15 protein-coding genes are annotated in these 13,390 nt (G+C 35.5%); 3 read left to right on the top strand and 12 right to left on the bottom strand.

Going from position 1 to position 13,390, the window contains the following annotated elements; all coding sequences use genetic code 11:
* Positions 1–51 precede the first annotated feature (51 nt).
* Positions 52–1,578, top strand: coding sequence for a lysine--tRNA ligase (gene lysS / locus ACFOW1_RS08955; RefSeq protein WP_379013705.1), 1,527 nt, complete (start codon positions 52–54; stop codon positions 1,576–1,578).
* Positions 1,579–1,654: 76 nt separating this feature from the next.
* On the opposite strand, the gene ACFOW1_RS08950 is transcribed toward lysS, so the two are convergent.
* From ACFOW1_RS08950 to ACFOW1_RS08930, 5 genes are all read right to left on the bottom strand, one after another.
* Positions 1,655–2,923: a hemolysin family protein gene (locus ACFOW1_RS08950; protein ID WP_379013704.1), complete on the bottom strand. Its 1,269-nt coding sequence runs from the start codon at positions 2,921–2,923 to the stop codon at positions 1,655–1,657.
* Positions 2,924–3,511: 588 nt separating this feature from the next.
* Entirely contained in the window at positions 3,512–4,798 is a 1,287-nt protein-coding gene (locus ACFOW1_RS08945; RefSeq protein ID WP_379013702.1) for a hypothetical protein, read from the bottom strand.
* Positions 4,799–4,815: 17 nt separating this feature from the next.
* Positions 4,816–5,553: a hypothetical protein gene (locus tag ACFOW1_RS08940; RefSeq protein ID WP_379013701.1), complete on the bottom strand. Its 738-nt coding sequence runs from the start codon at positions 5,551–5,553 to the stop codon at positions 4,816–4,818.
* The gene (locus ACFOW1_RS08935) at positions 5,546–6,097 is read right to left on the bottom strand and encodes an RNA polymerase sigma factor (RefSeq protein WP_379013699.1); all 552 of its coding nucleotides are present in this window, start codon (positions 6,095–6,097) and stop codon (positions 5,546–5,548) included. The genes ACFOW1_RS08940 and ACFOW1_RS08935 overlap by 8 nt, the downstream gene beginning before the upstream one ends.
* Positions 6,098–6,173: 76 nt before the next feature.
* Entirely contained in the window at positions 6,174–7,466 is a 1,293-nt protein-coding gene (locus tag ACFOW1_RS08930; protein WP_379013698.1) for an aminotransferase class V-fold PLP-dependent enzyme, read from the bottom strand.
* A gap of 74 nt (positions 7,467–7,540) precedes the next feature.
* Here ACFOW1_RS08930 and ACFOW1_RS08925 point away from each other — a divergent pair, with 74 nt between their 5' ends.
* On the top strand, positions 7,541–7,795 hold the full coding sequence (locus ACFOW1_RS08925) for a hypothetical protein (protein ID WP_379013697.1): 255 nt from the start codon (positions 7,541–7,543) through the stop codon (positions 7,793–7,795).
* On the opposite strand, the gene ACFOW1_RS08920 is transcribed toward ACFOW1_RS08925, so the two are convergent.
* From ACFOW1_RS08920 to ACFOW1_RS08890, 7 genes are all read right to left on the bottom strand, one after another.
* Positions 7,792–8,877 (bottom strand): hypothetical protein, encoded by a 1,086-nt coding sequence (locus ACFOW1_RS08920; protein ID WP_379013695.1) that lies wholly within the window; start codon positions 8,875–8,877, stop codon positions 7,792–7,794. The two genes, ACFOW1_RS08925 and ACFOW1_RS08920, sit on opposite strands and share 4 nt — an antisense overlap.
* Positions 8,878–8,944: 67 nt before the next feature.
* A complete protein-coding gene (locus ACFOW1_RS08915; RefSeq protein WP_379013694.1) occupies positions 8,945–10,132 on the bottom strand; it encodes a glycosyltransferase family 87 protein in 1,188 nt (395 codons plus the stop codon).
* Positions 10,133–10,257: 125 nt separating this feature from the next.
* A complete protein-coding gene (locus ACFOW1_RS08910; RefSeq protein ID WP_379013693.1) occupies positions 10,258–10,380 on the bottom strand; it encodes a 30S ribosomal protein THX in 123 nt (40 codons plus the stop codon).
* Between the two features lie 94 nt (positions 10,381–10,474).
* Positions 10,475–10,744: an HU family DNA-binding protein gene (locus ACFOW1_RS08905; RefSeq protein WP_379013692.1), complete on the bottom strand. Its 270-nt coding sequence runs from the start codon at positions 10,742–10,744 to the stop codon at positions 10,475–10,477.
* Positions 10,745–10,986: 242 nt separating this feature from the next.
* Positions 10,987–11,292, bottom strand: a complete 306-nt coding sequence (locus tag ACFOW1_RS08900) for a DUF4286 family protein (protein ID WP_379013691.1) — start codon at positions 11,290–11,292, stop codon at positions 10,987–10,989.
* An 8-nt stretch (positions 11,293–11,300) separates the two neighbouring features.
* Positions 11,301–12,071, bottom strand: coding sequence for an exodeoxyribonuclease III (locus tag ACFOW1_RS08895; RefSeq protein WP_379013690.1), 771 nt, complete (start codon positions 12,069–12,071; stop codon positions 11,301–11,303).
* A 137-nt stretch (positions 12,072–12,208) separates the two neighbouring features.
* Positions 12,209–13,039: a hypothetical protein gene (locus tag ACFOW1_RS08890; protein ID WP_379013688.1), complete on the bottom strand. Its 831-nt coding sequence runs from the start codon at positions 13,037–13,039 to the stop codon at positions 12,209–12,211.
* 105 nt (positions 13,040–13,144) lie between these two features.
* On the opposite strand from ACFOW1_RS08890, the gene ACFOW1_RS08885 reads away from it, so the two are divergent.
* Positions 13,145–13,360: a hypothetical protein gene (locus ACFOW1_RS08885; protein WP_379013686.1), complete on the top strand. Its 216-nt coding sequence runs from the start codon at positions 13,145–13,147 to the stop codon at positions 13,358–13,360.
* The last annotated feature ends 30 nt before the right edge of the window (positions 13,361–13,390 follow it).

Genomic DNA, 13,390 nt, shown 5'->3' with positions numbered 1-13,390 from the left:
CATTAGTAACTAAAGCTAGTTCTTAGGCGATCAAAAATTATACATTGAGTTATGAGTCAACATTTAAGTGAACAAGAAATTATTAGAAGAGAGAAGCTTGCTAAAATGCAGGCTGCTGGCATAGATGCCTATCCAGCACCATTATATCCTGTATCGCATTATTCTACAGACATTAAAGACCATTTTAGTGAAGAAAATAAAGAAGATTTTGCCAATGTTTGTGTGGCTGGTCGTATCATGAGCATTAATGATAAAGGTAAAGTTTTTTTTATTAAAGTACAAGATAGCAAAGGCCTTATACAACTGTATGTAAAGCGTGATGAAATTTGCCCCGAAGAAGACAAATCTTTTTGGGATAACGTAGTAAAACACGGCCTTGACTTAGGTGACTTTATCGGCGCTACAGGCTATGTATTTATTACAAAAACTGGTGAAACGTCCATCCATACACAAACTTTAACTCTACTTGCAAAATCCTTAAAGCCGCTGCCTGTAGTAAAACGTGATGAAGAAGGTAATGCATATGATGAAGTCACAGATCCAGAGTTTCGCTACCGCCAGCGTTATGCAGATTTAATTATTAATCCTGCGGTAAAAGATACATTTATCAAACGCACCAAACTCATCAACACCATTCGTGAATTTTTAAATGAGCAAGGTGCTTTAGAAGTAGATACACCTGTGCTGCAAAGTATTCCAGGTGGCGCTGCTGCAAGACCATTTATTACACACCACAATGCATTAGATATTCCTTTGTATTTACGCATTGCAAATGAGTTATACTTAAAGCGTTTAATAGTTGGTGGATTTGATTTTGTATACGAGTTCAGCCGCAATTTTAGAAACGAGGGTATGGACAGAACCCACAACCCTGAATTTACCGTTTTAGAGTGGTATACGGCTTATAAAGATTATTTCTGGATGATGACTACCACAGAGCAACTATTTGAGAAAATAGCTCTTGCGCTTCATGGCACAACTGATGTACCTGTTGGCGATAAAACCATCAGCTTTAAAGCACCATTTAAACGCATTAGTATTCACGATGCTATTAAAGAAAATACAGGTATAGATGTAAGCGATAAAGATGAAGCTGGCTTACGTGACGTTTGCAAACAGCTAAATATTGCAGTACCGAATAATATTGGAAAAGGTAAATTGATCGATGAAATTTTTGGCGCAACTAGTGAGCACACATACATCCAACCAACATTCATTATCGACTATCCCGTTGAGATGAGTCCGTTAACCAAAAAACACCGCAGCAAAGCAGGCTTGGTAGAACGTTTTGAGTTAATGGTTAATGGTAAAGAAATTGCGAATGCTTACACTGAACTGAACGACCCCATAGACCAACGTTTACGCTTTGAAGAACAGGCGAAATTGATGGAAAGAGGTGATGATGAAGCGATGTTTATAGACCACGATTTCTTACGTGCTTTGGAATATGGTATGCCACCTACAAGCGGTATTGGTATTGGTATTGATAGATTGTGTATGCTAATGACTAATAACGCTTCAATACAAGATGTATTGTTGTTTCCGCAAATGAGACCAGAGAAATTAACTACTGAATAGATATGATTTAGCAGAGACTTACTACGGCATATTTTAAGAAAAAAGGGTGGGAAATTAAAATTTCCCACCCTTTTTTTTATCGTAATATTTTCAATTTCGCCATTTCAATTCTTGTATCACTTACATTTAAAATGTCAAATTGATAATCGTCTATAATAATGCTTTCTTTTTGCTTTGGTATGGTTTCAAAATGGTTAATGATATAGCCACTCAAGGTTTCTGAAGTACCCATAGGAAATTCTAAATTATAATGCTCGTTTAAATAATCAAGCTCTAAACGGCCACTAAAAATAAACTCATCCTCAGCTAGCTGCTTTTCTACAAAATCTTCCGTATCATATTCATCTTTTATCTCGCCAAAAATTTCTTCAAGTACGTCTTCCATGGTAATAATACCAGCAGTACCTCCAAATTCATCTACCACCCAAGCGATGCTTTTTCTTTCTTTGGTAAATTTATTAATCAGGTCTGTAGCACTCATGCTCTCAGGCACAGCTGGAATTGGCAATAATATTTCTTTAAGTGTTGCTGGCTTTTTAAATAAATCTAACTGATGAATATACCCCAGAATATTATCTATATTATCATCATATACCAATAATTTACTAAGCTGTGTACTGATAAAATGTTGCCGCACTTCTTCGATAGTGGCAGTAATTTCTATGGCTTCTATTTCGGTACGTGGTACTAAACACTGGCGAATTTTAATAGTTGGTAAGCTTAATGCATTTTCAAAAAGCTCGGTATTTAACTCCTGATTGTCTTCATCTTGCTCCTTAGTTTGCTGAAAAAAATGCTCTAAATCTACTTTGCTAAAAGCATTGTTTTTATCACCCACTTTTACATTAAACAAGTACTTTAATATCCATTGTGAAACGCCTACAAAAAAGGTAGCTAAAGGCAAAAACAAACCATGAAAAAAATTGGCCAACCCTGCAAAAGCATTTACTAACAAGTCATTCTTTGCTCTAAAAATGGCTTTTGGTATAAATTCACCAATAATTAGTACCACCATAGAAGAAATGAATGTGTCCACAAATAGCTTGGCATAATTGTTATTAAGCCATTGCGGCAAAGGATTCCAGATAATTAGCTTCAGCAACTCATCAAATAGTAACCCGTAAATCACTAAAAAAATATTGAGACCCACCAAACAAGTACCAATAAACCTTGTAGGATGCTCCATAAAATTAGAGAGAATAATACCGCTACGCTTACCTTGCTTTTTTTTAAGCTCAATACTTAAACGATTAGCACTTACAAAAGCAATTTCGTAACCTGCAAAAAAGGCTATGAAAATAAGCGTGATGGCAATACCTGTAATTACCCAATAAATATCTGACATAGTAATACGAATGTACAATTTGCTGACTAATTGTGTAACAATGATTGCTTTTGTGTAAATGAATTTTAGGTTACGCTTATGAAAAGCTGCAAAAGGAACAAAACGTATCCATAAGCGAGCCAACTGAAGCTAAATTTTAGTACTACACACTGTACCATAAAAAGTGCCGAGTAGAAACCCAGCACGGTAATCCGATAAGCAACATGAGAAAAACGTTATCGGCTTCTTTAACTATTTTTAGGTTATTTTTTATATTATTGTTGCTTAGACCTCTTTTCTAGGACATTTTATTTATTAATTTTCGAAATTCCACCGCATAGATAGACAAAACCATGGCCTAGGCCATTGATGTTTTGATAGCTGGTAAAATTGTTACTATCACTGGTAGTTAATTTCATATTTATTATCAAATACTGTAGTAAACCACCAAAAAATTAGTAACAATCAACCTTGCTACAAACAGACTCGAATTTGGATAGTGTACAACTATTAGCAATAAAAAATCCATTCCTTTCGAAAAGGGGCGGATTAAAATCCACCCTTCAGTAAATAAACGATAGAGAATCAAAAATGTTACACTGGTAATGATTATTTAAAGTCGACAGTACAGTTTTGGCATTTCATATCAATCTTAGTACCCTTGCCATCTCCTACTGTTGCGGTAAATTTATTATCTGTACTACTACTTGTATCACCGAATTTTTCTGCAATTCGCATCGCATTTTTTACAGCTTTGTCAACCTCTTTACTAACGGCATCATCACTTTTATCATCTTTTAGCACCAAAGGTTTCCTGTCAAAATTTGCATATACATTACTATATGGACCAACATAAGTAACCGTGTAATTTTTTAAATTTTTTAGTGGCAAACGGATGTCAGCATATTTATTGTTGAACTTGATTGTTTCTACTCCGGCCAAAATATTACGCACTTTCACATCTGCATTAGTACCATCTAAGTCAATACTTTTTGTGAGTTTTGTAATACGTAAATTGCCATAATTCTTGCGGCCTTGTAATACACCTACTTCATCAAATTCATATTCATCATTAGTACTAATTAAGTTTACTTTTTGTACAGAAGCGACTTCTATGGTTGAATATTTTGTATCGATATCTAGGTCTTCGATATCTTTTAAAATCAAACGGCCATTAATAAATTCTATTTCAGCATTTTTAATGCTACCAGTGGTAACATTAGCATATTTTGAACGAAGTGTGAGTGTTGTAGCATCTTGTAATTCAAGATTACCATTGGTAATATCAGCATTTACTTTGGTTACATTATCCGTTATCGTTACATCGGCATATTTACTTTCAATATCTAATTTATTGGCTGTAGGTATATAAATAGTTACATAACGTTTTGCATCACTTTTAGTGCCAATATTTTGACCTTCACTATTAAAAATGGCTACACCACCAGTGCCGCTGTTCCAAGCCCAGGTATTACCATTTACTGTGTAACTCCCGCTACTGCTCACAGTACCAGATTTAATGCGAATTCCTGTACCAAGACTTTTCACGCTAATGTTTAATTTCTCAAACCATTCTTCATCAGATACTTTGGTGCCTTCGCCTTCATAATAAACTGTCGTTACAACTTTTACTTTTGGTTGATCCCAAGTTTTGATTTGAATATTCCGCTGTGTATTTTCAAGATAAATGTCTGAGCTTTTAGAAACTGCAACTTCTACACTTACTTCTTTACTTTTTAAATCTTTAAAATCACGACTAGATGCATCAAATCCTTCTACCATAACTGGCATATTTGGTGCAACTGGCACTGCTGGCCTTGGTACGATAGTAATATCTTGCGCACTTGCAGATATGCTCATGGCTAAACTTATAGCCATTACTAACATTGTATTCATTTTCATTGTTTGGTGTATTAAATGTTTAAAAAGTAGGGTTTTGTGGAATCTACTGGATCACGGTTTTGCTTAAAGCGATTATTGGTCTTATGTATTTCGTTTTGTAATTGCTTGAGTACATTGAGTTTTTGCTGATAAATATTTACTAATTGGTCCAATAGTTCGTCTGTTAATCCATTTTTTCTAATATCTCTTTTAATACTTTGCTCATCTCTTTCCATACGCTTCATCTCAATTGTAAAATCATTGAAATAACTTGGGTTTTCTGCTATTAATGGTGTCGTATTGACTTTGGCTTTTTGCAAATTGATAACTTGGGTAAAAGAGTTTTCTACTTGTTCTAGCGCCGTTATATTGGTTGCAGGTTGCTCGTTACTAGTTACTGGTTGATTTACTCTTTGCTTTTGGCTATTAGTTGATTTTACTCTTTTATTCTCTGCTACCAATTGTTGAGTAGTGGCAGGTTGCAACCGAATTGGTTCTTCTTGCAATTTTTCTTTTGAATTTGTGATTTGTTCCTTGTTACTAACAATTGGTAACTGGTAATTGGTAACTGGCTTATATAGCAACATATACACACCAAAACCAGCTAATGCGATCACACAGGCTGCAACTGCCCATTTGATATAAACCAACGCAGCAAAGGATTTGACAGGATTAAGTTCTTGACGAATGCCTAACCACACTTTATCTCTTGGTAGGTCTACATCCAAATCGTTTGAGTGCTGTTGCAAATATTTTTTTAAATCATCCATGTAGTGCAATATGTTTTGTAATACGTTCTTTTAATAATTGTTTGGCTCTGGAATATTGGCTTTTACTAGTGCCTTCACTGATACCTAAGTTCTCTGCTATTTGTTTGTGACTATAATTTTCCAACACATATAAATTAAATACTTGCCTGCAGCCGTCTGGTAAAGCTTTTATCTGCTGATGAATGATTGCCATATCTATGTCTTGCCACCATTCTACAGCATCTTCCGTTCGGTGTTCATGATCAGCTTCCTCCCAATCTTGCCAATAAAATGATTTTTTACTATGCTTAATACATTCATTTACCACAATTCGTCTCAGCCATCCGCCAAATGTGAGCGCATCTTTTAACTGGTGCAAACTTTTAAAAGCAAGAATAAAAGCGTCTTGCAAAATATCTTCCGCATCGCTGCGATTACCCGCCATACGAATACAGATATTAAACATTGCTTTACTGAATTGGTGGTACAGACTACTTTGCGCTTCAGCATTACCCTTGCGTGCCTTTTTTACAAGGTCAGTTAGTATGTGGTTTGCCGTTTCCAATTAGTGTTGCTGTATATAAGAGTACCGGATGTACAAAAGGTTGGAAAAGGTTCGGAAATATTTTTTAAAAGCCCGTTTATTTCTTCTCAGCAATTTCATGAATCGCTTTTACAAGTCTATCTAAATCTTGCAAACGTGTATACACATGTGGGGTTATGCGCACACAACTTATATTTTCCCATACAATACCTGTCGTATGAATTTTATAGGTATCAAACAAAGTGTTACCAAATTGTGCAGACGTCAAGCCATTTATACTTATGCCAGCAATAGCGCAACTATATCTAGCATTAAGTGAGGTGTGTATGTTTATTTTGGGCAAATGGATCACTTTTTCCACCCAATAATTTTTAAGATAACGTATGCGTTCTTCTTTCCGTTTATTACCAATCGCTAGTTGAAAATTGATGGCTTCGCCAATACCTTGTTCTATAGGAAAGCTACGTGTACCAAGGGTTTCAAACTTGCGAATGTCTTTACTATTGGGTTTATCGTTGCATAGCAATGGCCATATTTTTTCTATTTTATCTTGCTTAATCCACAGCATACCACTACCTATAGGTGCAGATAAAAATTTGTGTAAGCTAGTGCCGAAATAATCGCAGCCAAGGCTTGGTATGGTGAAATCTAACAAAGCAAAAGAATGTGCACCATCTACAATGGTTTCTATGCCTTTGCTACGTGCCATGGCACATATTTTTTGTACAGGCAAAATTTGACCCACCCAATTAATAATATGCGTAATATGAATAATTTTCGTTTTGGGCGTAATAGCTTGCTCAAATATGTCAACAATCATTTGATCATTTTCTATAGGAAAATTAAAATTCAGTTGCTTATACACAATGCCATCTCTTGCAGCTCTTTGTCGCCAAGCTTGTATCATGTTTGGATAATCTTGCTTAGTGCCAATTACTTCGTCACCAGCCTTTAAATCAAGCCCATAAATAATGGTATTAAGTGCCTCTGTTGCATTTCTGTTAATCGCTATTTCTTCTGCATTACAGCCAGCTAAGTCGGCTAATTTTTGACGGAGCGGCTCTCTACCTTGGTCTAAAATACGCCACATATAGTAAGAAGGGGCTTCATTTGTAAGCTCGTTATATCTTCGTACGGCATCTTGTACAATGCGTGGCGAAGGACTAACACCTCCATTATTCAGATTAATTATAGAAGGATGAACCGTATAAGCTTGTTGTATCACACTCCAGTAATCCTCGTCAGTAGCTACTTGCGCTGCGGTTAAATGTTTGGTACTGGCATTTGCAGAAACGATGTTGCTCGCGTGCGTTTGATTAAACAAACTATTTGCCGAAAAAGCACTAGCAAGCATGCTTACCTGCTGAATAAATTGTCTACGATGTGTCATACAAAATATTGAGGTGGTAAGTTAACAATTATTGGTGTGGTTCGTTTATATCTTTGCACAGAAATTATTTTTACATGCAAAAGAGGTGGTTGCGGATTATAACTATTTTATTCTTCATTGGCATCAGTACAATTGCGGCTAACGCACAATGCTCTATTTGTACCAAAACTGCGCAGCAATTAGGTGAAGGCCCTGCAAAATCTTTAAATACGGGCATTTTATACCTGATGTTCGCACCGCTAGCAATTATGGGTTACATTGGTTTTAGGTGGTGGAAACGTGAAAAAGAAGTACTAGAAAGTGAAAGTATGAGCGAACCGACGGTTTAATTGACCGTGATAACCACACCACACACCTGACCTCCTAATGGATGCGGACCAACAATTGTAGGCGTAAGAGAAAAACTACCGGTCTTTATCGGTGTACCGCTACCTATTAATGTTACTTTTTGACTACCAACGGCCGTAAACGTGCCAGAATAGCCAAATGCAATACCGTTTAAAGTGTCTGTAGTTATCGCAAAATTGCCTGTATTGGCCACATAGACATTCATTGTAATTGTATTTGCACCTGTTAGTTGTTTATCTACAAAACAAGATCCATTTACAGTATAAATACATGGAGTATTAGTGCCATATCCTGATTCTAACACATATATGGCCAATGGCTCTGGCGGTAAAACGGTTAATGGAAAAGAACAAAAATTAGTATCTGACTTAGGCGTGAATAGTAAATTGGCTGGTGACGTAGGAGTGCCATTGCCTTGAAGTGTAACCAGCGTATTACCAGTACCTGTAAAACTCCCAGAAGCAGAAAAATAAATCCCATCTAATGTATCTGTGCTAATAAAATAAGCACCAATAGTTGCAACGTTTACCTGAATATTGACACTATTTGCAATCGTCATGGCTTTACCAGCTACATAGTTGCCAGCAATAATCGCAGTGGCGCACTGCCTCGGCTGCCCACTAATATTAAAACTTGCCATTTTAATCCGCTTGGCTTTTACAAGTATTGAAATAATACAATTATTATTACCAATGTTATAGTTAAATGTGCCAGCATTGATGGGGGTGCCCAAAGCAGTTAGAATAACAGTTTGTAAGCCAACATTGCTAAATGTACCTATGGCTGTGAATTGAATACCGTTGATATTAGCGCTACTAATATTATAACTACCCACTTTAGATACATTTACTTGCAATTGAATATTATGTAAACTATCTACCGCTTCGTCTACAAAATAATTACCATTGACCACGGCATTAGTACAAATATTGCTAATATCGTATGTGGCAGCATTTATAGATATACCACCTTCGTAACTATACTCTTTAGTACATGTCATAAATACCACTGCTGCAATGATTGTTGCAATAATTACTTTATTTACTGTGGCAAATTGTTTCATATAAAACAAGCTAATCTGTAAAAAGGAGCGTCATTTGACTATTTCCATAAACTAGTGATGAAACTAGTTATTGACTTATCGCTAAATGGTACTTTTTAAACAACAATTGATACAATAGCACTAACCATACACAAAAACATGGTAGTGCTTTTAAAGCGTAGGCTATAAAGAAATTAACACGTACTGAATGTGGAAATACATCTGTTACTGAAAAAGTGGTAACAATCATGGCAAATATAAGTAACAGATATACCCATTTGGGCTTGGGCACAGATTGAACAACAAACCAAATTGCCACGCCAGTAACAGCTATTACGTAAGTTGGCGACTCGGCTGAAGTACTAAAAATTACAACACTAATTAATAGTAAACCCAAATAGGATAAACGATAGAGCACAAATTTATATTGATTTACTCGTATATATGGTAGTAGCAGTAATATAGCAGCTGGTATGGTAATAAAAGTATTACGCAAATTATCAATTTTAAAAATTCTACGTACCATGCCAAGCACTGACAAATCTTGCAAGTTCATGGCTATAGAGCTATCCGTATTTTGTAAGTTTTTTGCTACAAGTGAATGATACCAATCATGATATGATTGAACAATAAATGCAGGAGAAGAAATCAGCATTGGCAAACAAAACAATGCTACCAGCCAAAAAATAAACCAACCAATAAATTTGATTTTATGTTTGGAAAAAAAGAAGAAGGCTAGGCCTACAATGCCATATAACTTCACATAAAAACCTGCGACAATAAATAGTGTAGCCCAGATATCAAGTTCTTTTTCTACCAAAATAAATGCTAATAGCATCCAACTTGTAAGCATTGGGTTAAATTGAACACTATGAGTAGATGTCATCATTTCTACTGCTGTAATAAGTAGCATTACATTTTTTTGATGGCCAGAAAGTGGTAAATATTTAATGGCAATAAATAGAGTAGCGGCATTGGCAATACACCACAGAAAACAGCCAACATAATTATTTAATAACGCAAATGGTGCGATGATAATGCTAAACAATGGACCATAATGGTTAGCATCATCGTACTCGGTAGGATATTGCAAGTATAAATGCTGGCGTTGCAACGTATGCTGAAAAACACCTTTATAAATTAAGTAGTTATTAACTGAATCTAAGCCTCTACTCAGCTCTAACGTTACAGCGATAGCTGCAAGTAGAAACCATAAAATGGTAGGAAAAGAAAGCGTGTATTTAAAAATCTTAACTTCTTTGTTAACGATGTTCATGTTTAAATAGTAGGGGGTATTCTACAAAAATAGATAGGTTGGTGTTGAAAAAAGAAGAATCTCTATAAAATAAAAAACGGTTACAAAATTGCAACCGTCTAAAAAGCTATTAATACAACGTCTGATTAAGATGCTTTTACTTCCGTAACTTTTGCAGTTGCTTTTTTTGCTGCATTTGCAGGACGGCTTTTACCGAAAGAACCTTTAAAGCGTTTTCCTTTTGCAGTTTTTTTGTCTCCTCTACCCATGATTATTGTGTTTTATTTTTTTGTCGTGAGCTGTAAAAGTAAAAAATCCTGCAATACAGCAGGACTTTTTATATTTTCTAGTGAAAATTACGTGTTAGATTTTAGCGCTTAACTCTTTACCAGCTTTAAATTTAGCTACTTTTTTTGCTTTAATTTTTATAGCAGCACCAGTTTGAGGATTACGACCAGTTCTTGCTGCACGCTTAGACACAGAGAAAGTACCAAAACCAACTAATGTAACTTTATCTCCTTTTTTCAAAGTTTTAGTAACGGTAGCAGTAAAAGAATCTAGCACCGCATTTGCTTGAGTTTTTGTAATGCCAGCATCTTCAGATAATTGGGCAATTAATTCAGCTTTGTTCATGTGTATAGTTTTAAAAGTTATTTTAAGAAAAACAAAATTATTGGCTTTTCATTACCAACAAAATAAATTTACTATAATCTTTCATTTTTTATTGCTATCCAAAACCCTTATCCACAAAGGGTTTTACTGAATATACAAGATAAGAAAACCGTTAGAACTACCTTCGCTATTGAGTAATATGAGAATTTATCAAGCTAATATTTAGCTAAATGCAGTACTCACAAGCCTTTGGGGCATACAAACTAGCACATTACTTGCATGAAACTCCTAAAACCAATAGCATGATTGCCCCAAGCTTTTGTCGCATCTTCACGCAACGCACCTGCATACAACTCTAAATATCGATTATAATCGGCTTTACTATCTGCATAATATTGGGTAGCATATGTAACGCTTTCTGTTTCATCAATATCTAATACGCGTACAAACTGAAACTTAGTAAAACAACCTTTTGCCATTACTTCAGGTATATGTTTGTCTTTCATCCAAGCGACCCAAGCATCATGTATTTGATGAGATATTTGGGTGGTTACGTTGTAGATATACATTTTATTTTTTAATCTTTTAACTCTAAATAAATAGGACAGTGGTCGCTGTGCTTTACATCAGGAAAAATATCTGCATCAATAATATTATCTCTCAAATTGCTAGTAACGCTAATATAATCGATACGCCAGCCTTTGTTTTGTAATCTTACAGATGGAAAACGCTGGCTCCACCAACTGTAACAATGTGGCTTATCTGGATGAATAACTCTAAATGAATCTACCCAATCTTTGGCTAAAAATTGATCCATCCAAGCTCGCTCTTCTGGTAAAAAACCAGATGAGTTTTTATTGCCTTTAGGATCATGAATATCTATTGGGTTGTGTGCAATATTGTAGTCGCCCGTTACAATTAGCTTTGGTCTTTTTTTGCGTAAATGCGCCAAATGCTCGTCAAACTCTGCTAGCCATTGGTACTTGTAAGTTTGTCTTTCATCGCCACTTGTACCACTAGGAAAATAAGCGTTTACCAACGTGATATCACCAAAATCGGCACGGATAACTCTACCTTCAAAATCGCTTTGTTCTATGCCTGTACCGTACACAATATTATCTGGTGCAATTTTGGTAAGTATCGCTACGCCGCTATAACCTTTTTTCTGCGCTGAAAATGTATACGAATGGTAACCAAGTGCTTCAAACTGATTTACATCTATGTCTTCTTTATGTGCCTTGGTTTCCTGAATACAAATAATATCGGTCGGATTGGTGGCTAACCATTCTGTAAAGCCTTTTTTAATGGCAGCTCTTACACCGTTTAGATTGTATGAGATAATTCGCATAAAGTGTGATGATTAAACATTTTAAAATTGGTATTTTACCTACGCTTTGATACAAGTAGAGCAGCGATATAAGCGATGCAGTGTGCGACGCAACCCAAGCTGATAAAGGGTTTGCTGCTGGTTACACAAATAATTTATTACTTATTCACCACCTTACCCATTGGAAAAGTGATACCTAAATTCAATATCCATTCGTAGGTACCAAAGCTTTGGCTTACGGTACCTTTATAAATACGCAACCCACTATAACTAGCATAATCTAGCTTATTGCAATATTCTAAAAATACGGTTTTAAAAAACGTGGCTTTTATGGTGCCCTCAGTGCCAACATTCCAGCCACCTAGCTGAAAATGTGGATCGTTTTTTTGGCTACCGCCGAGTGTACTAAATGAATTTTCCACGTGTGGAACAACAGGTCCAAGACCAGCTTTGCCCAAACCATCCAACTTAAAATTACCATTTTTAGTTTGATATAAATGCCAACGTTTTACAATATTGAAAAGCAAAAAATTAGCACCGTTGTTTAAATAATAAAAATAACCATTTGGCTCGTTAAATGCTACAAGACTGTCAACTGGTCTATTGTTAATTTTACCAGTTATTCGTGCATTTTGGTCTGCAACAATAAACTTAGTATGGTCAAAGTTAATTTCGAAACCTAGTCCTTTTTTCTTATTGAATATATAACCTATTCGATAATTATATTGTGGAATAGAAATAGGTGTTTTAAGTAAATTATCTTCATCCCAACCCGGGTGGTCATGACCAGTAATATGTACAAACGAATAATCGTTGCCAAGCTCTGGTTGCTTTACTTTGATACTACTTTTGGTATACCATTCTTTGTTGTAGCCCCAGCTAAAATAAAATTCGCCTTTACGCTCTTTTTTCTTGGTTTGCGCTTGTAATCCGTTTACACAAATACTTACTAACAATACTGCCGCAATGGCTTTAAAAAATACCTTCATTACTGTAAAAATTTGCTTAGAAATAATTTGCTTGCAAAGATAGTAGCTTGTAGTATGCAACCTTTGCTACATTGTTAATAGCTTTACATACTACTTTAAAGCCTTATGGAAACAATAGAAAGAATTATCCCTGCTAAAGAAAGTGTATATCTAGATGGTCCAAAACCTCGCATGTACGAGCTAGGTTTTGCTTGGCAAATATTTACAGAATTTATTCGTGGCTTTAGAACGTTACATTTTGTAGGACCTTGTATTACAGTATTTGGCAGCGCAAGGTTTGACGCTGTAAGCTCCCCTGAATCTCGCTCATTTAAAAGTTGACAAAAATGTTAACTTTAAATGACCGATATG

Origin of the sequence: Parasediminibacterium paludis (assembly GCF_042651445.1) — a bacterium.
Taxonomy (GTDB): Bacteria; Bacteroidota; Bacteroidia; order Chitinophagales; family Chitinophagaceae; genus Parasediminibacterium; species Parasediminibacterium paludis.
This window is presented reverse-complemented; position numbering and strand designations above follow the sequence as displayed.

What these genes read in the sequence shown, in the direction of transcription:
- lysS (WP_379013705.1), top strand. Translation starts at nt 52, where the DNA reads ATGAGTCAACATTTAAGTGAACAAGAAATTATTAGAAGAGAGAAGCTT.
- ACFOW1_RS08950 (WP_379013704.1), bottom strand. Translation starts at nt 2,923, where the DNA reads ATGTCAGATATTTATTGGGTAATTACAGGTATTGCCATCACGCTTATT.
- ACFOW1_RS08945 (WP_379013702.1), bottom strand. Translation starts at nt 4,798, where the DNA reads ATGAATACAATGTTAGTAATGGCTATAAGTTTAGCCATGAGCATATCT.
- ACFOW1_RS08940 (WP_379013701.1), bottom strand. Translation starts at nt 5,553, where the DNA reads ATGGATGATTTAAAAAAATATTTGCAACAGCACTCAAACGATTTGGAT.
- ACFOW1_RS08930 (WP_379013698.1), bottom strand. Translation starts at nt 7,466, where the DNA reads ATGACACATCGTAGACAATTTATTCAGCAGGTAAGCATGCTTGCTAGT.
- ACFOW1_RS08925 (WP_379013697.1), top strand. Translation starts at nt 7,541, where the DNA reads ATGCAAAAGAGGTGGTTGCGGATTATAACTATTTTATTCTTCATTGGC.
- ACFOW1_RS08920 (WP_379013695.1), bottom strand. Translation starts at nt 8,877, where the DNA reads ATGAAACAATTTGCCACAGTAAATAAAGTAATTATTGCAACAATCATT.
- ACFOW1_RS08915 (WP_379013694.1), bottom strand. Translation starts at nt 10,132, where the DNA reads ATGAACATCGTTAACAAAGAAGTTAAGATTTTTAAATACACGCTTTCT.
- ACFOW1_RS08910 (WP_379013693.1), bottom strand. Translation starts at nt 10,380, where the DNA reads ATGGGTAGAGGAGACAAAAAAACTGCAAAAGGAAAACGCTTTAAAGGT.
- ACFOW1_RS08905 (WP_379013692.1), bottom strand. Translation starts at nt 10,744, where the DNA reads ATGAACAAAGCTGAATTAATTGCCCAATTATCTGAAGATGCTGGCATT.
- ACFOW1_RS08900 (WP_379013691.1), bottom strand. Translation starts at nt 11,292, where the DNA reads ATGTATATCTACAACGTAACCACCCAAATATCTCATCAAATACATGAT.
- ACFOW1_RS08895 (WP_379013690.1), bottom strand. Translation starts at nt 12,071, where the DNA reads ATGCGAATTATCTCATACAATCTAAACGGTGTAAGAGCTGCCATTAAA.
- ACFOW1_RS08890 (WP_379013688.1), bottom strand. Translation starts at nt 13,039, where the DNA reads ATGAAGGTATTTTTTAAAGCCATTGCGGCAGTATTGTTAGTAAGTATT.
- ACFOW1_RS08885 (WP_379013686.1), top strand. Translation starts at nt 13,145, where the DNA reads ATGGAAACAATAGAAAGAATTATCCCTGCTAAAGAAAGTGTATATCTA.